13 protein-coding genes, 1 tRNA gene and 1 pseudogene are annotated in these 17948 nt (G+C 55.7%); 6 read left to right on the forward strand and 9 right to left on the reverse strand.

Annotation, left to right across the window (positions count from 1 at the left end):
* Position 1: 1 nt before the first annotated feature.
* The 6 genes and pseudogenes from KKQ10_RS28390 to KKQ10_RS15010 all read right to left on the reverse strand — a co-directional run.
* A pseudogene (locus KKQ10_RS28390) lies at positions 2 to 163 on the reverse strand (type II toxin-antitoxin system HicA family toxin); the annotation flags it as partial.
* Positions 164 to 427: 264 nt separating this feature from the next.
* A tRNA-Gly gene (locus KKQ10_RS14990) sits at positions 428 to 501 on the reverse strand.
* A gap of 158 nt (positions 502 to 659) precedes the next feature.
* The gene (locus KKQ10_RS14995) at positions 660 to 1544 is read right to left on the reverse strand and encodes an alpha/beta fold hydrolase (RefSeq protein WP_215501543.1); all 885 of its coding nucleotides are present in this window, start codon (positions 1542 to 1544) and stop codon (positions 660 to 662) included.
* A gap of 316 nt (positions 1545 to 1860) precedes the next feature.
* Positions 1861 to 2553 (reverse strand): pseudouridine synthase, encoded by a 693-nt coding sequence (locus KKQ10_RS15000; RefSeq protein WP_215501544.1) that lies wholly within the window; start codon positions 2551 to 2553, stop codon positions 1861 to 1863.
* Between the two features lie 33 nt (positions 2554 to 2586).
* Positions 2587 to 2817 carry a cysteine-rich CWC family protein gene (locus KKQ10_RS15005; RefSeq protein ID WP_127649726.1) on the reverse strand — a complete coding sequence of 77 codons (231 nt, stop codon included), beginning with the start codon at positions 2815 to 2817 and terminating at the stop codon, positions 2587 to 2589.
* Entirely contained in the window at positions 2810 to 4297 is a 1488-nt protein-coding gene (locus tag KKQ10_RS15010) for a sensor domain-containing diguanylate cyclase (protein ID WP_215501545.1), read from the reverse strand. The genes KKQ10_RS15005 and KKQ10_RS15010 overlap by 8 nt, the downstream gene beginning before the upstream one ends.
* 330 nt (positions 4298 to 4627) lie before the next feature.
* On the opposite strand from KKQ10_RS15010, the gene KKQ10_RS15015 reads away from it, so the two are divergent.
* The 5 genes from KKQ10_RS15015 (at position 4628) to KKQ10_RS15035 (ending at position 13306) form a co-directional block, all read left to right on the forward strand.
* Positions 4628 to 4891 carry a hypothetical protein gene (locus KKQ10_RS15015; protein ID WP_127649728.1) on the forward strand — a complete coding sequence of 88 codons (264 nt, stop codon included), beginning with the start codon at positions 4628 to 4630 and terminating at the stop codon, positions 4889 to 4891.
* Positions 4892 to 5070: 179 nt separating this feature from the next.
* The gene (locus KKQ10_RS15020) at positions 5071 to 5469 is read left to right on the forward strand and encodes a hypothetical protein (protein WP_215501546.1); all 399 of its coding nucleotides are present in this window, start codon (positions 5071 to 5073) and stop codon (positions 5467 to 5469) included.
* A 203-nt stretch (positions 5470 to 5672) separates the two neighbouring features.
* Positions 5673 to 6881: a glycosyltransferase family 4 protein gene (locus tag KKQ10_RS15025; RefSeq protein ID WP_215501547.1), complete on the forward strand. Its 1209-nt coding sequence runs from the start codon at positions 5673 to 5675 to the stop codon at positions 6879 to 6881.
* A 36-nt stretch (positions 6882 to 6917) separates the two neighbouring features.
* The gene (locus KKQ10_RS15030) at positions 6918 to 7775 is read left to right on the forward strand and encodes a hypothetical protein (RefSeq protein WP_215501548.1); all 858 of its coding nucleotides are present in this window, start codon (positions 6918 to 6920) and stop codon (positions 7773 to 7775) included.
* Positions 7776 to 7777: 2 nt separating this feature from the next.
* Positions 7778 to 13306, forward strand: a complete 5529-nt coding sequence (locus KKQ10_RS15035; RefSeq protein WP_215501549.1) for a calcium-binding protein — start codon at positions 7778 to 7780, stop codon at positions 13304 to 13306.
* 62 nt (positions 13307 to 13368) lie between these two features.
* On the opposite strand, the gene dspII is transcribed toward KKQ10_RS15035, so the two are convergent.
* Positions 13369 to 14481 (reverse strand): enoyl-CoA hydratase/isomerase DspII, encoded by a 1113-nt coding sequence (gene dspII / locus KKQ10_RS15040; RefSeq protein ID WP_215501550.1) that lies wholly within the window; start codon positions 14479 to 14481, stop codon positions 13369 to 13371.
* Positions 14482 to 14614: 133 nt separating this feature from the next.
* Here dspII and ung point away from each other — a divergent pair, with 133 nt between their 5' ends.
* Positions 14615 to 15307: a uracil-DNA glycosylase gene (ung, locus tag KKQ10_RS15045; RefSeq protein ID WP_007963257.1), complete on the forward strand. Its 693-nt coding sequence runs from the start codon at positions 14615 to 14617 to the stop codon at positions 15305 to 15307.
* 99 nt (positions 15308 to 15406) lie between these two features.
* Here the strand turns inward: ung and KKQ10_RS15050 are convergent, their stop codons facing one another.
* Together KKQ10_RS15050 and KKQ10_RS15055 are read right to left on the reverse strand one after the other, a co-directional pair.
* The gene (locus KKQ10_RS15050; RefSeq protein WP_127649731.1) at positions 15407 to 16441 is read right to left on the reverse strand and encodes an AbrB family transcriptional regulator; all 1035 of its coding nucleotides are present in this window, start codon (positions 16439 to 16441) and stop codon (positions 15407 to 15409) included.
* Positions 16434 to 17948 carry a tripartite tricarboxylate transporter permease gene (locus tag KKQ10_RS15055; protein WP_127649732.1) on the reverse strand — a complete coding sequence of 505 codons (1515 nt, stop codon included), beginning with the start codon at positions 17946 to 17948 and terminating at the stop codon, positions 16434 to 16436. Before KKQ10_RS15055 ends, KKQ10_RS15050 begins: the two co-directional genes overlap by 8 nt.

Consider the following 17948-nt stretch of genomic DNA (forward strand, 5'->3'; position numbering starts at 1 on the left):
CCAGCGCCTGTTTCAAAATGCTGATGGCCGTTTTTTTGAGCAGATCCTTTTCGGGTGCGGGCCCCGGTTTGATGGGATGTTTGAAGTGGTGGTGACTGCCTCTGACCCGTACCAGATACCAACCGTCTGCGACGAGTTGGCCGATTAAAAAACGGCTATTCACAACACCTTCTTGTGGTGTGCTTGGTGGGTACTATAACCACTGGTTTTTTTGATCAACACTATAACCACCGAACGGTCATCGTCCTGTGTTCGGCTCGGTGGCAAGAACCAGTCTAGGCTGGGGCGGGGAGTCGGGATGATGGGTATGTTGCAGGTCTTGTCCGAGCCACTAGGTAAATCCCAGACACAAAAAAACCGACCCTGAAGGCCGGTTTTCTCTGTTTCTGCATCCCCCGTCATAACCTCGACGTGAGACCCAATTGAGTGGAGCGGGTAGAGGGAATCGAACCCTCAACTAAAGCTTGGGAAGCTTTCGTTTTGCCACTAAACTATACCCGCTCAGAGCGGCTGACTTTGTACCAGAGTCGGGCGCGGATTTGAAGTTTTTCTTTTGCTCGCAGCGCGTTACAGCGTTGAAAACGGTCATTCGCGGGCGAGTCGGGCAGGGGCGATACGCTGATGTTCGAGCCTGCCGACTCGCTCGCGACGACACTTTTTCAAATGGCCAGTGCATGGTGATCCTGAACGAACGAGTAACGCGTTCGGCTCGACTGCTGGGACGGTTTCAGGAAACCGAGCAGGGCGTTCTGGCTATCGCGGCAAGCGGCCTTGTGCTCCATGTCGAGGAAGTGCCCGGTGGCCTGCAGCGTGGTGAAGGTGCTGTGTGCCACGTGGTTGCCGAATATCCGGGCGTCTTCGGCGGCGGTGTATTCATCCCATTCGCCGTTGAGAAACAGCACCGGCACGTTGATCTTCTTTGCCGCATTCAGGTAGCACAGGCGATCGCTGTGCAGTACGTCACTGATGTGGAAATGCATCTGCCCGTATTCGTGCTCGGCCAGGCTGCTGACGTGGCGATAGTTGAAGCGCTTGAACAGTGACGGCAGGTGTTTGCCAATGGTGCTGTTGACCAGGTGCCCGACGCGATCGCCGTCGCGCTGGCCGAGGTAATCGACACCGCGTTCCAGGTAATCCAGCATGTGCGCGTTGATCACTGGCGAGAACGAGCTGATCACGGCTTTCTCGATGCGCCGAGGCTGGTGGGCCAGGGCAACCAGGGTGGCCGCGCCGCCCCAGGAGAACGACAGCACGTGTTCCGCGCCGAAATGGTCGATCAGCTCCAGCAGGATCTGCCCTTCGACTTCCTTCGTCAGATGTTTCTCGTGATGGTTGTGGATTTTTGACCTGCCCGCGTAGGGCTGGTCGTAGCAAACCACGTTGAATTGCGGGTGCAGGTTTTTCACAGTCTGTGCAAACGACGCAGTCGTGGCCATCGAGCCGTTGACCAGGATGATGGTCTTTTCTGCGGCGTCTGCGCGATAGAACTCCGTGTAAACCCGATACTGACCCTGTATATCCAGCACAGCGATTTCTGGCCTCATGTCATAAGACTCCTGGCAAGCAAGCGGGTATGCGCGCAAATAGAGATTGCACGAGCTTTGTGACAGGTAGGCATACGCCTGGAATTTGCTTGGCCCATGTCGATCCATGACTGCGGTCGACGGGTATTGTTATTGGCGGGCAGTCTGCCGGTTGAGGCACAACCCAGAGGGCTGACAACCGGCAAAAAGTTTCTTGGATGTATGTTGTGACTCATCGGTCACAATTTGGCCGACGTCCTGATTCAAGCAGTGGGATGGGGATCGCGCAAGTGCCGTTGGTAAATTGTTCGACAACTTCTGCTGAGCGGTCGCCGGCTTAGAACAAATGAATCTCTTCGGTGCGCAAAGCACGGTACTCGCCCGGTTTTAGCGCGTCATCGAGCTGCAGCGGCCCCATGGATTCGCGGTGCAGGCGCAGCACTTTATTGTCGAAATAGCCAAACATGCGCTTCACCTGATGGTAGCGGCCCTCGACGATGCTCAGGCGCGCCGTCCTCGGGCCAAGCACGTCGAGCTGTGCCGGTTGCGTGGTCAGGTCTTCGAAAGCGAAGTAGATGCCTTCGGCAAACGTGATCGCATAGTCCGGCCCGATCTCCTGTTCGGTCTCGACGTAATAGACTTTTGGCAGTTTGGTCTGCGGCTGGGTCAGGCGTCGCGACCAGGCGCCATCGTTGGTGATCAGCATCAGCCCGGTGGTGTTGAAGTCCAGGCGACCGGCGATGTGCAGGTCATCCTTGTCCGGTTCATCGATCAGGTCGAGCACGGTGGGGTGCTGCGGATCGCGGGTGGCGCTGACGCAACCCGGCGGCTTGTGCAGCATGAAGTAGCGCGCCGGTTTGCCGAGCTGCAGGACTTCTTCGTCGACTTCGACGCGGCTGAACTCCAGCACTTCGCTGTGCGGGTCGCTGACGACTTTTCCGTCGATCCGCACGCGCTTTTCCACCAGCAACAGGCGAACCTGTTGACGGTTGTAGCGGGGCAGGTTGCTGAGGAAGCGGTCGACGCGCATGTTCAGGAATCAGTCGATGACGGGGCGCGCATCTTACGGGATCGGCCGAGCTGCTGCTTGTAGTTGCGCTTCGACCTGAGCGCAGCGCGGGCACAGGCAGGATTTGTCGCGCAGCGCCGCTGGCAGTGCTTCGAGCACCGCCGGGTCGATGCTCACGCCATAGCACCAGCAGGCTTGGTCGGCGGTGCGCGGGTCGGCCAGGCTGCAGTCGTTACGGGCGCCGCAGGCGGGGCAGAGGTCGGGTTTAGCGTCGGAATCAGGCATAAGTCGAGTGAGGCATTTCCACGCAGGTGCGGTTACGGCCAGTTTGCTTGGCCCGGTACATCGCATGATCGGCCCGGGACAGCAGGGTGTGCAAGGTGTCATCCGCTTGCAGGGTGGTGACACCGATGCTTACGGTCAGACTCAGGCTGTGGTCATCGTAGGCATATTCGTGTTGCTCGACGTGCTGGCGGATCTTCTCGGCAATTTTCTGACCGGTGTCGCCGTCGGTGTCCTTCAGCAACACGATGAATTCCTCACCGCCCCAGCGGCAGACGATGTCGGAATGGCGCAGGCAACTTTGCAGGTCGCGGGCGAAACCGATCAGTACTTGATCGCCAGCCAGGTGTCCGTAGGTGTCGTTCAGGGTCTTGAAATGATCCAGGTCGAGCAGCAGCGCAGTCAGCGGCTTCGGCTCGCGGTGCGCTTCGTGCAGGGCTTGTGCGGCGAGCAGGTCGAAGCCACGACGGTTGGGCAGTTCGGTGAGGCTGTCGAGGGTGGCCTGCGCCTGGATCTTGCGCTGGTAACGGCGGATCACGCGATTGAGCAGGACCAGCACCCCCAGCGTCACCAGCAGACAGATCAACAGGTTGAGGTACAGCGACTGACGGATGTCACTGAGTGCACCGTCCTCGCGCTTGTCGACGAACAGGTACCAGTTCAATTCCGGAATAAACCGCACGTTGAGGAAATGCCCCTGACCGTGGGCGGAATACTCGTAACTGCCGCTGTGGGGTTTGGGCAACTGGCTGACCAGGCCCTTCATGCTCTCGAGTTCGCCGAGGCTCTGACCGATCTGCGCCCCCTGCGGCCCGCCCTCGGCACCAGTCAGTACCAGTCGGCCGAAGGTGTCGACAAAGTAAACACTGCGTTGATAGCGCTGTTGGTATTTGTCGATCAGCTTGATCACCGCGTCCACCGTCAGACCCACGCCGGCGGCGCCGATGAAGCGGTTGTCGTAGTCGTAGACCTTGTAGTTGATGAAGAACGTCAGGTTGTCCTTGTTGGCCAGATCCGGGTCGACGTTGATCTCATACGGGGTCTTCATGTCGCGTACGCGAAAGTACCAGGCGTCGCGCGGCTCATCGATCTTCACCTGCTTGAGCACACCCTTGGCGTGGTAGTAGGTGTGGCTGCTGTTGGAGACGAAGAACGCGGTGTAGGCACCGTAATGGGTCATGACCTCGTCGAGGTAGCGGGTCATCTGCAACGGGTCTTTTTCGCCGTTCACCACCCAGTCGCGCATGAAGGTATCGCGCGACATCATCGAGGAAATCAGGATCGGTCTGACGAGGTCTTTCTGGATTTCCGAATAGACCGTGTCGGACGTCAGCGGCAGTTCGGTGTTGACGATGTTGTCGCGGATCGACGCCCGCGAGGCGTAGTAGCTGAGCAGCGAAGTGGCGAGGAAGCCGGCGCCGAGCAGAGCAACCAGTGTCAGAACCAGCGAGCGTTGCGAGTACAGTGCAGATCTGTGCGGCATGGGCGATTCCGTTGGCAGATGAGCCGATGGCAGCATTCTAGTGGCACTGCCGGGAAATAACTGCTCCCTGTGCGGCGCTAATAGTCGTTCCTGTATTCCCCTGAAGTGGCCCCGCCATTTGTAGGAGTGAGTCCGCTCGCGATAGCGCTGGGAAATGCTCCGATGATGTGCGGAATAAATCGCCATCGCGAGCAGGCTCACTCCTACAGAAAGGGGGGAGCACCACTGATCTGAAGCCTGTCCGAATCCGGCACTTGCCCCGCACCTGACAGTCAAAACTGTGTCGGCTGCGCTGTCCTGCTGTGGCCGTGGGTCTTTCAGGAGGCCGTCATGAGTATTTCAAAACGGTTGCGTCGAGTGCTGCTGGGAGCCGTGCTCGGTCTGGGCTTGTCCGGTTGTTATTACTACGCCGGTCCCTACGATGCTTACCCCGCCACTTACTACTATCCCGGCTATTACTCGCCGTATTACCACGGTGGCTATTACGGACCGCGTTACTACGGCGGCGCTCGCTATTACAACGGTGGCTACGGCTATCGTGGCGGGTATGGGCGCGGTTATCACGGCGGCGGTTATCACGGTGGTCACCACTGATCGGCGGCTAAATGACAGTGTTTTCCAAATGAACAGGATTTCATCAATCACTTGTTTCAACTTGTTACGGAAACGCACCAGATACGGAAAACGCTGTCAGATATTTCGTCAGTCACCGAATAAACGACTGATGCCTGCCAGCGTCGCTGGTGTGGCTACCCGCGGTCCAGGAGGCCGCCATGTATCGACGAATTCTTCTACTTGCTGCGATGATGTTTTCCGTTGCCGGTTGCGCTCCCTACTCCTACGCAGACAGTTATTACAGCTCGCAGGTCTACACCTCACCCGCACCGGCGTACTACGGCGGTGGCGGCAATTACTACCGCGGTGGCAGCACCTATTACTCGGCCCCGCGCTATTACCAGGCGGCGCCACGCTACTACCAGCCGGCTCCGCGTTACTACTCGGCGCCCCGTTACTACCAACCAGCGCCGCGCTACTACGAGAGCCGCCGCTGGCACGACAATGATCGTGGCCGTTGGGACGGCCACCGCGGGGGCAGTTGGGATCGCGACCGGGGCGGGCGTGATCATCACGGTAACCGCGGTGACCACGGCGGGCGAGGCGGTCGCTGGTAATCATCCGCTAACAAAAAAGCGGCGCATTGAGCGCCGCTTTTTTTGTGCCTGCTGAAAATGGTGTGGGTTGCTCCATCTCCTAGGCCGTTCTCGGAAGCCTCCTACAGTTTTATTTCTGAATGTTTGTTAGCGTTTTTATACACCTATTGATGTTGGAAGACTTCAATTTTGCTGGGCTATATAAACACGGAAGTTTTTCAGGTATGAATTTACTTATTATTCATCAGAATTTTCCTGGTCAATTTCGTCATGTTGCGTTGGAAACGCTACGGAGACGTTTCAACATACTTGCAATTGGACGTGATACCGCACCGGGTATTGCCGGGGTAAAACTGCTTCGGTATCGGTCTTCAATAAGAGACTCGAATAGTAGCAATCCTTATTTACATGGATATCAAACGGCTGTGTTGGATGGGCAGAGTGTTTTCGGCTTGTTGAAGAAACTCAAACAACAGGGTTATCGACCCGATGTGATTCTTGCTCATCCCGGATGGGGGGAAACGTTATTTATCAAGGATGTATACCCGAATGCGCCACTGATTCACCTCTGTGAATATTATTATCGAGCGCAGGGGGCAGACTCAGGTTTTGACCCTGAATTTCCCTGTGCGTCGGACACGTCGTCAAGACTAAGAGTTCTGAACTCGATGCATCTGTTGAATCTGGAGCAGTGTGATATTGGAATTGCGCCAACAGAGTGGCAACGAGGTCTTTTTCCGAAAATCTATCAGTCTAAAATTCGTGTCATTCATGAGGGTGTTATTCAAACGTCTCATGCTGGAAAGATTGCGGCTGTAACATTACCCAGTGGGTGTGTGATTAAGGCATGTCAGCCAATAGTGACGTACGTCGCGAGAAACCTCGAACCCTATCGTGGATTTCATACTTTCATGAGATCCGTTCCCCATATTCAGGCTGAGTATCCAGCCGCACAAATAGTCATCGTTGGCGGAGATGAAGTCAGCTATGGGCGGATGCCTGTTGGATATAAGAGTTGGCGAGAGCGCATGTTGTCGGAGGTGAGTTGCGATGTTTCCAATGTGCATTTTACGGGGAAGCTGCCTTACCGGGAGTACAGAGCTGTTCTGCAACTTTCAAAGGTGCACGTTTACTTGACGTATCCGTTCGTTTTGTCTTGGTCCTTATTGGAGGCCATGTCATCTGGCTGTGTGGTAGTCGCTTCTGATACAGCTCCGGTGAAGGAGGTTGTTGTTCACGGGTGTAATGGGGTTCTTGTCGACTTTTTCCAGATTGAATCAATAGCTGCCAGTGTATGCAGGGTTTTAAATTATCCCAGTGATTTTGAATGTATCAGAAAAGCTGCGAGGCTAACGGCAAACAGTTTTGATGTCAGTGCTGGTCTGAATGGTTATTTTCAAGTTTTTGAAGATGCGATGGCTGGCCGATTCTAACTAGAGTTTTTCGTCGTTTTAAAATGGAGATTTGAAATGTTTAAGATGTCACGCAAGGAAGCCTTAAGACGTTGTAAAGCCTTACTGAAGTATGGTCTGGTTTTGCTGGTGTGCTATTGGGTGGTGGATTTTTATAATGAGTGGGAGGAGGCGGCAGAACGCAGGGCGATTTATCAAAAGGAACAAGGAGACTGTAGTAAAAAACTGGCGGGTATGGAGCAGGTTCCTATCCGGGGCGGGAGCTTGCTCGATCGAACTCGGATACCCGGATTTTATTTCGGATCGACATTGAAGAGTGACGGCTCATGCATTGCAGATGTTCTTGAGGGTTCGTTTTGGTGGACGGGAACCGAACTCCTTACGGAGTACGAACTGAGCGGGATAGAAAAGCCTTCCAGTTGGGGTTATTTCCAGGTTGCGGCCAGGCTCTATACCCGGAAGACGCCCACTGAGCCGCACAGGATGGGTGGGCGGCATGTTGATTGGCCGGATGATTTGATTGTAAAACTTAAAAATTATCCGGGGTTAGAACTGTGGCTTGATGCTCCTCCACCTAGTTCAAAAAATGATTTTTCCATTACGGGTTTTGTTATGCACGATTGGCGGCGGCATGATGGGACGCCGCGAATTATTTTCTGCGATGGTTTGAATTCAAGTTCAAAGGCTGAAGAGGTTGGTTTGGGTCGTGCAAGTTTGTTGCTGCTAAACAAAGTGCAGTTGGAGAACTTGGATTTTGGAGGCTTACAGTCTTGGTGCGTGGTCGAGCTCCATGGATTTGATTTTTCAGGGGGGGACGGACGAGTCGGGTTGGATACGAGTTCGTTAAGAGGTGCACCAGAAGCGCTTAAATTTGTTAGTGACTACCTTTCTCGTTCGATAATTACAGGGAAGTAACAATGAGCTATATTTTCAGTGATTTTGAAAAGACAGCTATTTTTCATTCCGCGAATGGATGTGGTGGGATGCTATTTGATGAAAAAAAGGGTCGATATGAAGCGGTAGCGATAGAGGGACAGAATTGTGCTTCTTTCTATCAGTTATTATCAAGTGTTATTGGCAGGAAAATTGCCAATGATGAGGTTTTTGAACAAGATGTGTTGGATATTTTTAAAAGTGCCAAGCTCTGGCTAGATGTGGCTGTCGATGCCAATGGCGGGAGAGGTGCCTACTCTGCTTTAATTCGCGCCTACACCATGCGGCAGGGAGGACTTAGATTAGGTAAAAAATTCACTAAGGCGGAAATGCAGAAATCCTCTAATCAGGTTGCTGTAAATTTTATGAATACGCTGTTATATGGATCAGTTAAGGACGATTTAGCTCCATGGACAGTTCCTTTAATCAGCCAAATCGCAGGTATTGACGCGAGTGCCATTGGAAGGGTTTTATTCCTTGATGGCGTGGGTAAGGACGATACAGCTACAAGCCGTAACGCAGGTTGGTCAGGAACCATCGGTTTCAGCCTGTTAGGTGGAAAACCCCCGTATGAAACCTGGAGATTAATTTCCGCAGGCGACCCCAACTCAGAAATCAAAGGCAGTCATGAACTGGCTAAGGTTAATAGATTCGACGATTTCAAAAATATTCTATTTGCCATCGATTCATACGGTGTCGGCCTTCGCGCAGCGATCGATAACTTTGGTCTCAATGTGCTTGAGAGCGTGTATTCGGTAGTGCCTGAGCAAATCAAAATTGCAATGGCCAGTGGGAACATCAACCCATTAATCCAGCATGTGGTGAAAGGCACACCCATTTCGCCCATCGTTGATCTGATATTGCGATATGGCGTAAATGTTTTTTTTGACATGTTCAAGCGAACATACGACGGAGACTCTAATGCCGCGCCCACCACCGAGGAAACGTTCGCGTCCAATGCGTACGCATTTTTCTCAGCGCTTACACCGACTCAATCCCAAAGCATCGTTACCAAGACCATCAGCGAATATGGCAGTGCTACAGCATGGGCGAACCTCGCCGTGCAGGACACACCGGTTGGTCAGTCTTTGCGCAATTCTCTGAAACAACTAAGTGAAATAGTCATAGAAAAAGATGACGGTTTTCCCGGTCGCGGCTTGGAACTCTATGATCCTGCCACGGGTGAAGGCTTTATTACTGAACAATGGATTTCTGATCGCGCAGAAATGTTGGCCCGGTTGATTTCCAGAACCCATGGCTGGTTCGGGGAAAACACACTGCAGAAGTTTTCCTATTCGGATATAGGGTCTGGCAAACAGGCGCCCATGACGACTGGCGCATCCAACTCGTTGGTGATGTTCGGTGACGACGGAGGGCGATCTTTCGGTGGCGCGATAAATGCCGATCATCTGTATGGCGGTGCGGGCAATGACTCGATCAGTGGACTGGCAGGTAATGACGTTATCGAAGGTGCTCGCGGTAACGATTCGTTAAGCGGTGGCGACGGCAATGACGCGCTATACGGGATGGCGGGTGATGATGTTTTGATCGGCGGCAAGGGTAACGATTCTCTGATCGGTGGCGAGGGTAATGATCGGTATGCGTTTGACAGTGGTGACGGAATCGATGAAATTTTCGACGCAAATGCTGATGGACAGTTATTGATAAATGGCCATCCGATTCCCGCCCTCACACGCAGTGCTCTTCTGAGCAACACATGGTTCACGCAAGACCGATCCATAACGTTGACGCTCATTGAAGAACTCGTAGAAAACACACTGAACATCCGCTACGGCCAGAGCGATCTGATTGTAATCAAGCACTACAGGCCGGGGATGCTGGGTATTCAGCTCCCTGATTTCGTTGGCCAAACCTTTTCAGTTCCGGATCTGATTATCCAGGGTGACTGGAAAGCCGCAGATACGGACCCCAGTGTTCCCGGTGATCAGCTTTCATACGATGACTTGGGCAACGTTGTGCTGTTGCCAAATGTAAAACAGAGAAATAAGGCCGACGCACTTTACGGATCCCCCAAAGACGACGTCCTTCTTGGGCTTGGTGGCTCCGATCGACTGTTCGGACAAGCTGGAAACGATCGATTGTTTGGAGACAAACAGTCAACCCTCGAAAAAGCTCTGGCTGATGGTGTCGCTAAGGGGAAGGTCGGTCGTGGCGATTGGCTGGATGGTGGGCAAGGCGATGATCTGCTGGTGGGTACTGCCTCTGGAGACGTGCTGCTCGGTGGCAACGGTCGAGACACACTGGCTGGGGGGGCGGGTGATGACTTCTTGCACGGTGACGATACGACTGGGGTCCTGGAGCAAAACTGGAAATATAAACGACATGAAGTCGTTCTTGCCCAAGGTGTCATCAGCTTGCGCACCACCTTCGACAAATCCTCCGTGAAAGATGCATTGGAAGGAGGCAACGACGTTCTGTACGGCCAAGGCGGGAAAGATGTTCTCAGGGGCGGTTGGGGCGAGGACGTGTTGGATGGCGGAACTGAAGATGATCAGCTGAGCGGCGACGGGGGCAACGACACTCTGACTGGCGGCAGTGGCAACGACACATTGTTCGGAGACAACCTTGATTGGGGTGGAGGACTCCAAAGCCAACACCATGGCAACGATCTGCTGGAGGGCGGCAGCGGCGACGACGCTCTCGCTGGCAACGGCGGTAGCGACGTCTTGTATGGCGGCCCCGGCAATGATGTCCTGAAGGGTGATGACGACGTATTGGATGGTGTGGCGGGTGACGCTACCCATTTCTTCGGACGTGACTTTCTGGACGGTGGTGCGGGCGATGACACCCTTTGGGGCGGCGGTGCTGATGATTTGCTGTTTGGTGGGGCAGGAAATGACGAGCTGGTTGGCGATTACTACGACCATCCGATTAGCCACCACGGTGACGATTTCCTTGATGGCGGTATAGGTGACGACACGCTCCAGGGATTGGGTGGCTCCGACACACTGATAGGCGGGCCGGGCGCTGATGCTCTGGATGGCGACCAGCCAAACCTGCAATCCGGCGGCACCCACGATGACCTCATTCGAGGCGATGCCGGAAACGACATCCTGTGGGGGGGCTTGGGCGCCGATACGCTTTACGGCGGTGCTGACGATGACTTGATGTCTGGCGACTACGAGCAGACGCCTGAAGGCGAACAGGGTGCAGATTATCTGGACGGTGGTTCAGGCAACGACACGTTGCTGGGCGGCGGTGGAAACGACACGTTATTTGGCGGGGAGGGTGTGGACTATCTGCGCGGTGACTCAGGAAATAATGTGTTTGATGGCGGGGCCGGTAACGACTACCTGGAAGCGGGGGACGGGGATGATATTTACTATTTCGGAGCCGGTGATGGGCTTGATGTAGTTGTAGACGCCGGTGGCAACAATGTCATGAAGTTCGGAGCCGGTTTTTTTGCGGATAATCTGACGATTGAAATTATCGAAAATGAAATGGGTCTGGTATTGCGGCTGGCGAATGGAGTGGGTGACGCCGTTCTGATAAAAAATCACGAGACGTGGCGAGACTCAACTTTCAGTTTCAGTGATGGAGTGGTCTTGAGCTACCAGGATGTCATCAAGAAAACGCTTGCTCCGGTAATTGTGATCGAACCGCCGGTAATGGAAGTGGTGGACAAGGCAGACATAGAAGAAACAGAAGACACGAGTGAATACAGCGGTATCGCAAGCGTTCCTGTCGAGTCAGCCATTGATGTTTCGAGCGAAGGAAATGAGGCGGAATTGGGTAATGGCATTGAAGGGGTGGAAAAATTCCTTGGGGAAACTCAAGGAAGGCGTTCGAAAAACAGGCAAGCCACGGGTTTCACCCTCAATGATCAAGGTGTCTGGGTCAGAAATAACATTGTCACGACTGATACGGGTTACATCACTTATACCGACTTGATTGACGAAAGCATCGAAAACGGATCCTTGTCTGACACCCCGCAGTGGATGAACGCTCCATCTGGCAGTGCTGTGTTCAGCGATAGGCAGACGAGCTCTGCATCCCACTCCTGTTTCAAAAATACAAAGGCTGAGGGGGCAGTAAACCCATCGAACCACAAACCTCAATATTATCGATCTGGTTCGGGTAGCGGGTTTTCGTTTAAAGCGGGAGACGTGCTGGTAGAGGATAGAAAAAAGTCAGGGACTATCGAAGGTTGGTACATTTATCCTGCAGGAAGCTTCAACTCTGGCGAAACTGTTCGTAAAGAATTTCGCCGGGATGTAAAGACCGAAACCATCAAGCACAAGACTGTGCAAGGTGACGCCGGCGGCGGACGAGTGAACCTGGAAGTCGGGAATACCTTTCATGGCGGTAAGGGTGATGACCTGATAGTCGCTTATGCGCTTACGCCACTTGATTATGGTTCGGTAAATGACAGATTACCGGGGGCCATACTATCGGCTGGAGCGGGCAACGATACGTTGCTCGGATCCGAGGGGGCCGATTATTTAATCAGCGGTTCAGGGATTGATTGGCTCTACGGTGAAAATGGTGCCGATACCTACACTGTGCAAGCACACGCTGGCGCAACGACCATTATTGCGGATGTACTGAATCCTGTTTTTCACCGCCCGGAAGTCGGTGTGACGGGATGGAAAGACGAGTATGGGCTGATCGATCAAGATGTAGTCATTCTTCCAGATGGGGCAAGGCTGGACGAGCTGCAATTAAGTTGGGGGGCGGTGTTGATTGAAACAGTCAATATCGAATTGGCCCCCAATCCGTCACGTGACAACTATCGCCATCCACCTCGGGCGAAGATGCTCTATTCGACCCTCGATATTAAATGGGGGACTCAGCAGGTTCGTATCGTTTTACCCAATGCAGGGGATCTCCAGGGCTCCGGGATCGAACTCATAAGGTTTGCCGACGGCACCAGCGCCAGCCTGAAGACTCTTCTGGAGTGTAGTCAACTGGGCCCTGCCCCGGATACTTACCATAATGCCGTCGTCATTGATAATGCGACGACCGCCCAATCTATTCGAGATGCTCAAACGCTGCCGCTGGTGGGCGGTCACGGTAATGATTTGCTGACTGGTAGCTCTGGCGAGGATGTGCTGCTGGGTGGACCAGGTAGTGACACGTTGTCGGGCGGGGCGGGCGATGATGTTTATAATTATGATGGTCTTGGCAGGGACGTGATTGATAACTCGGGCGGTGGTATTGATGGAATCGATTTTTCAGATGTTGACTTGAATGTCGGGCAATTAAAATTCCATCGCGAAGGTGATGATCTGGTAATAGTTGTGAATTACGGTGTTTTACCGAAGATGCGAGTGTCCAATCATTTTTCTGGAGGGGAAAGCGCCATCGGCTATATAAGGGTTAGAGGCGAAGGTAAAGCGACTCAGGACTATACTGCCACTGAAATTGCTGAACGTTTGCATCCTCTTCCTCCGTTAAGGGATGTGGAGGATATCTTGATTAAGAATAACGAGGAGTCGTCAATCGCTATTGCGGAAATAGTTAAGTTTTACGAGTTGAATGTTGAAGTTTAATAAGCTCAGTTAGAGCGCGCCCGCGATAGGCGACAAGCGGGACTATCGCGGGCAGTTGCCAATTAATATTGCGTCAGATCCGCCAGCGGATGCCGACCTTCCCACACCTTGTGAAAATGCGCCTCGACCACCGCATCCGGCACACTGCTGACGTCCGGCCAGTGCCAGTGCGGTTTCTGATCCTTGTCGATCAAGCGCGCCCGCACCCCTTCGCTGAACTCCGGATGCCGGCAGCAATTGAGGCTCAAGGTGTATTCCATCTGAAAGACTTCGGCGAGGGACATGTGCCGCGCGCGGATGATCTGTTCCCAGACCAGGTGCGCGGTCAGTGGTGAGCCTTCGCTCAGAGTCTTGGCCGCTCGGGCGATGAGCGGATCGCTGCTGTCACGCTGCAGACTGATGGCTTTCCAGGCGCAAGCCACATCGCTGACGTCGAGCAGTTCGTCGATTTGCTGACGACGCGGTAACCACTGCGCCTCGGGCAGTTGCGCCACGGCTTCCTGTTGCAAGGCCTTGAGCAGGCTGTTGAGCTGCACGTCGGTCTGTTCCTGCCAGTTCAACTGCAGCAGGCCCTCGATCAGTTCCGGCTGCTGTTCGTCGAGCAGGAAGCGGTCGGCCAGATCCAGATCGATCGCATCACGACCGTTCATGTGCGCACCCGTCAAACCGAGGAACAGCCCGAGCTTGCCGGGTAGCCGCGAGAGAAACCAACTGGCGCCCACGTCCGGATACAGGCCAATGCTGATCTCCGGCATCGCCAAACGGCTGCTCGGCGTGACGATCCGCGTGCTCGCGCCTTGCAGCAGGCCCATGCCGCCGCCGAGCACGTAACCGTGGCCCCAGCAGATCAGCGGTTTGGGGTAGGTGTGCAGGCTGTAGTCCAGCCGATATTCCGCAGCGAAAAACTGCGCGGCCAGTGGCGGGACTTCACCGGGGTGGGCGCGGCAGGCCTCCACCAGGCTGCGCACTTCACCGCCGGCGCAGAACGCCTTGGCGCCATTGCCGCGCAGCAGTACGCAGACGATTTGCGGATCCTTGGCCCAGGCGTTCAGTTTGTCGCTCAGGGCGTTGATCATCGGCAAGGACAGCGCGTTGAGCGACTTTTCAGCATCCAGGCTGGCGATCCCGAGGCGGGCGCCGTCGGTGCCGGTGAGTTCTTCGAAGTGCAGATTCATCGTGACCTCGATCGGGAATTTGAACGATCAGTATGATCGCTGTGTGGGAAAGTGCCGGATCTGCGTCAGATCAATTGACAAGCATGGGCGGGTTTCCTAGGGTTCGCCCCAATTGTTTTCGCCGGATGTAACCATGACTGCTGACGACCGTATCAAACTCGAACCGAGCTGGAAGGAGGCACTGCGTGCTGAGTTCGACCAGCCTTACATGGCAGAGTTGCGCAACTTTCTGCAGCAGGAGCGTGCGGCCGGCAAGGAAATCTATCCGCCGGGACCGCTGATTTTCAACGCACTGAACTCCACGCCGCTGGACAAGGTGAAAGTCGTCATACTTGGCCAGGACCCGTATCACGGTCCGGGCCAGGCCCATGGCTTGTGCTTCTCGGTGCAGCCGGGTGTGCCGGCTCCGCCGTCGCTGGTCAACATCTATAAAGAGTTGAAACGCGACCTGAATATCGACATCCCCAACCATGGCTACCTGCAGAGCTGGGCCGATCAGGGCGTGTTGATGCTCAACACCACCATGACCGTCGAGCGTGCCAACGCTAACGCACACAAGGACAAGGGCTGGCAGTTCTTCACCGACCGGATCATTGAACTGGTCAGCGAGCGGCAGCCGCATCTGGTGTTCATGCTGTGGGGCGCGCATGCGCAGAGTAAACAGAAGCTGATCGATGCGACCAAGCACCTGGTGCTGACCTCCGTGCACCCGTCGCCGCTGTCGGCTTATCGCGGCTTCTTGGGCTGCGGACATTTCAGCCGGACCAACAAGTTTCTGGAGCAGAATGGTGAGGCGCCGATCGAGTGGCGGTTGCCGCCCGTTTGAGTGTTGAACGGGTGGGCCTCATCGCGAGCAGGCTCACTCCTACATTGAAATGTGTTCTCTTGTAGGAGTGAGCCTGCTCGCGATGAAGTCGACTCGGTGTTACTCGGGATTACGGTTCCAGTACTTGAACAACGGCTCCGCCAGAAACAGCACAAACAGCAGCCGCATCACCTGCATCGCCGTCACCAGCGGCACCGACAGTTGCAGGGTTTCCGCCGTCAGGCTCATCTCGGCAATCCCGCCGGGCATCATGCCCAGCGTCAGCGAACGCAGATCCAGATGGGTCAGCGCGCTCAGGCCCAGCGCCGCCAGGGTCGCGATCAACATGGTCAGCGCCGTGCCGATCAACGTACGGCCCATGAATGAAGGCGCGCGGCGGAAAAACTGTCGGTTGAAGTGACAGCCCAGTCCGCTGCCGATCAGCCACTGGCCGATCTGGCTGCCGCCGTCGGGCAAGCCAATGTGCAAATCCCAGGCAATGCTCACCGTCGCACTGACCAGCAACGGCCCGAACAGCCAGGGATTGGGTTGACGCAGACGCTGCCAGAGCCAGGCGAGCAGGGCACCTGCAGGAAACAGAATCGCCAGCCAGCGCCAATCTACGTTGCCGGCGTGGGCAATCGGCGTGCCGTCGCCCAACAGGTACTTGAACGCAGCCGGCACGCACAGCACCACCACCAGCACCCGCAGACTTTGCCCCGCCGCCACATGGCTGAGCATCGCGCCATTGCGCGCGCCGAGGTTGACCATCTCCCCGGAGCCGCCGGGCATGCTCGAGAAAAATGCCGTAGCGCGATCCTCGCCGGTGCGGCGCATCAACCACACGCCGACGACTGCCGACAGGCTGGTGACCAGTGCACCGAAGAAGATCAAACCGAAATGACTCAGTACCTGTTCCATCACCAGCGGGGTGAAGTGCAGGCCGATGCCTATGCCGACGATCCATTGGCCGCATTTGCGGCCGCCGGGGATTTCCGTGAGTTGCCACGGGGTCAGGCAGCGCACCAGGATGATCGCCAGCAACGAGCCGACCATCCAGGGCAGAGGCCAGCCGATCTGGCTGGCGATAAAACCGCCAAGCAGACCGACCAGCGGTGTGGCCCACCAGCTTCTGAGGGAGGAGCGATCAGACATCGGCGATGGCGCGTTGCGCGGCCGCGCGTTTGCGCCAGATACGGATGATCGGCATCAGCAGCATGATCCCCGTCAGCACCCAGCAGCCGACGGTGATCGGGCTCGACCAGAGGATTTCCAGCGCACCGTTGGAGATCGACAGGGCGCGACGCAGGTTCTGCTCCATCAGTTCGCCAAGGATGAACCCCAGCAGCAGCGGTGACAGCGGGAAATCCAGCTTGCGCAGGATGTAGCCGAAGATGCCGATACCGATCATCAGGAACAGGTCGAACGTGGTGGCGTGCACCGCGTAGACGCCGATCCCGGTGATGATCGCGATGACCGGCACCAGTGCCCAGTTCGGCACGGCGAGGATGCGGGTGAAGATACGGATCATCGGGATGTTCAGGATCACCAGCATGATGTTGGCAATGAACAGCGACGCGATCAGGCCCCAGACGATGTCCGGTTGTTGCTGGAACAACAGTGGACCCGGGGTGATGTTGTACAGCGACAGGGCGCCGATCATTACCGCCGTGGTGCCCGAGCCGGGTACGCCGAGGGTCAGCATCGGCACGAGCGCACCGCAGGCGGCGCCGCCGATGGCGGTTTCCGGTGCGGCGAGGCCACGGGCGTCACCCTCACCAAACTTGCCGCTGGTGCCGGCAAGACGTTTCTCGGTCATGTAGGCCACGGCACTGGCAAGGGTCGCCCCCGCCCCCGGCAATACACCCATGATGAAGCCGAGTACGCCGCAACGCAGGTTCACGACGAACACCGACGCCGCTTCCTTGAAGTTGAACATCATCCGGCCGGTGGCTTTCACCGCTTCCTGGCCGTGGTGGGTTTTTTCCAGCAGCAGAAGAATTTCGCTGATCGAGAACAGGCCCAACACCAGCACGACGAACTGGATGCCGTCAGTCAGGTGAATGTTGTCGCCGGTGAAGCGGTATACGCCGCTGTTGGCGTCGATGCCGACCGTCGACAGGAACAGCCCGATCAGCGCCGCAATAAACGTCTTCAACGGTCGGTCACCGGCCATGCCGCCGAGGCAGACAATCGCAAACACCATCAACACGAAGTATTCCGCTGGCCCGAAGGCAATCGCCCATTTCGCCAGCAGCGGGGCAAACAGCACCATGCCGCAGGTGGCGATGAACGCGCCGATGAACGAACTCCACGCCGACAGCGACAGCGCAACACCGGCCAGACCTTTGCGGGCCATCGGGTAGCCGTCCAGGGTGGTCATTACGGTGGAGGCTTCGCCTGGAATGTTCAGCAGGATCGAGCTGATCCGACCGCCGTATTCGCAACCCAGATACACCGCTGCGAGCAGGATCAGCGCCGATTCCGGCGGCAGGCCGAGGGCGAATGCGATCGGGATCAACAATGCCACGCCGTTGATCGGGCCCAGGCCCGGCAGCAGGCCGACGACGGTGCCGATCAGCGTGCCGCACAGCGCGGTCACCAGGTTGTACGGGCTCAGCGCGACGCCGAAACCCTGACCCAAATAGCCAAGAGTATCCAT

The organism is Pseudomonas sp. MG-9 (genome assembly GCF_018729515.1).
In the GTDB taxonomy this organism is placed as follows: Bacteria; Pseudomonadota; Gammaproteobacteria; order Pseudomonadales; family Pseudomonadaceae; genus Aquipseudomonas; species Aquipseudomonas serboccidentalis.

Coding starts and splice junctions, on each gene's coding strand:
- KKQ10_RS14995 (WP_215501543.1), bottom strand. CDS start 1,544: ATGAGGCCAGAAATCGCTGTGCTGGATATACAGGGTCAGTATCGGGTT.
- KKQ10_RS15000 (WP_215501544.1), bottom strand. CDS start 2,553: ATGCGCGTCGACCGCTTCCTCAGCAACCTGCCCCGCTACAACCGTCAA.
- KKQ10_RS15005 (WP_127649726.1), bottom strand. CDS start 2,817: ATGCCTGATTCCGACGCTAAACCCGACCTCTGCCCCGCCTGCGGCGCC.
- KKQ10_RS15010 (WP_215501545.1), bottom strand. CDS start 4,297: ATGCCGCACAGATCTGCACTGTACTCGCAACGCTCGCTGGTTCTGACA.
- KKQ10_RS15015 (WP_127649728.1), top strand. CDS start 4,628: ATGAGTATTTCAAAACGGTTGCGTCGAGTGCTGCTGGGAGCCGTGCTC.
- KKQ10_RS15020 (WP_215501546.1), top strand. CDS start 5,071: ATGTATCGACGAATTCTTCTACTTGCTGCGATGATGTTTTCCGTTGCC.
- KKQ10_RS15025 (WP_215501547.1), top strand. CDS start 5,673: ATGAATTTACTTATTATTCATCAGAATTTTCCTGGTCAATTTCGTCAT.
- KKQ10_RS15030 (WP_215501548.1), top strand. CDS start 6,918: ATGTTTAAGATGTCACGCAAGGAAGCCTTAAGACGTTGTAAAGCCTTA.
- KKQ10_RS15035 (WP_215501549.1), top strand. CDS start 7,778: ATGAGCTATATTTTCAGTGATTTTGAAAAGACAGCTATTTTTCATTCC.
- dspII (WP_215501550.1), bottom strand. CDS start 14,481: ATGAATCTGCACTTCGAAGAACTCACCGGCACCGACGGCGCCCGCCTC.
- ung (WP_007963257.1), top strand. CDS start 14,615: ATGACTGCTGACGACCGTATCAAACTCGAACCGAGCTGGAAGGAGGCA.
- KKQ10_RS15050 (WP_127649731.1), bottom strand. CDS start 16,441: ATGTCTGATCGCTCCTCCCTCAGAAGCTGGTGGGCCACACCGCTGGTC.
- KKQ10_RS15055 (WP_127649732.1), bottom strand. CDS start 17,948: ATGGATACTCTTGGCTATTTGGGTCAGGGTTTCGGCGTCGCGCTGAGC.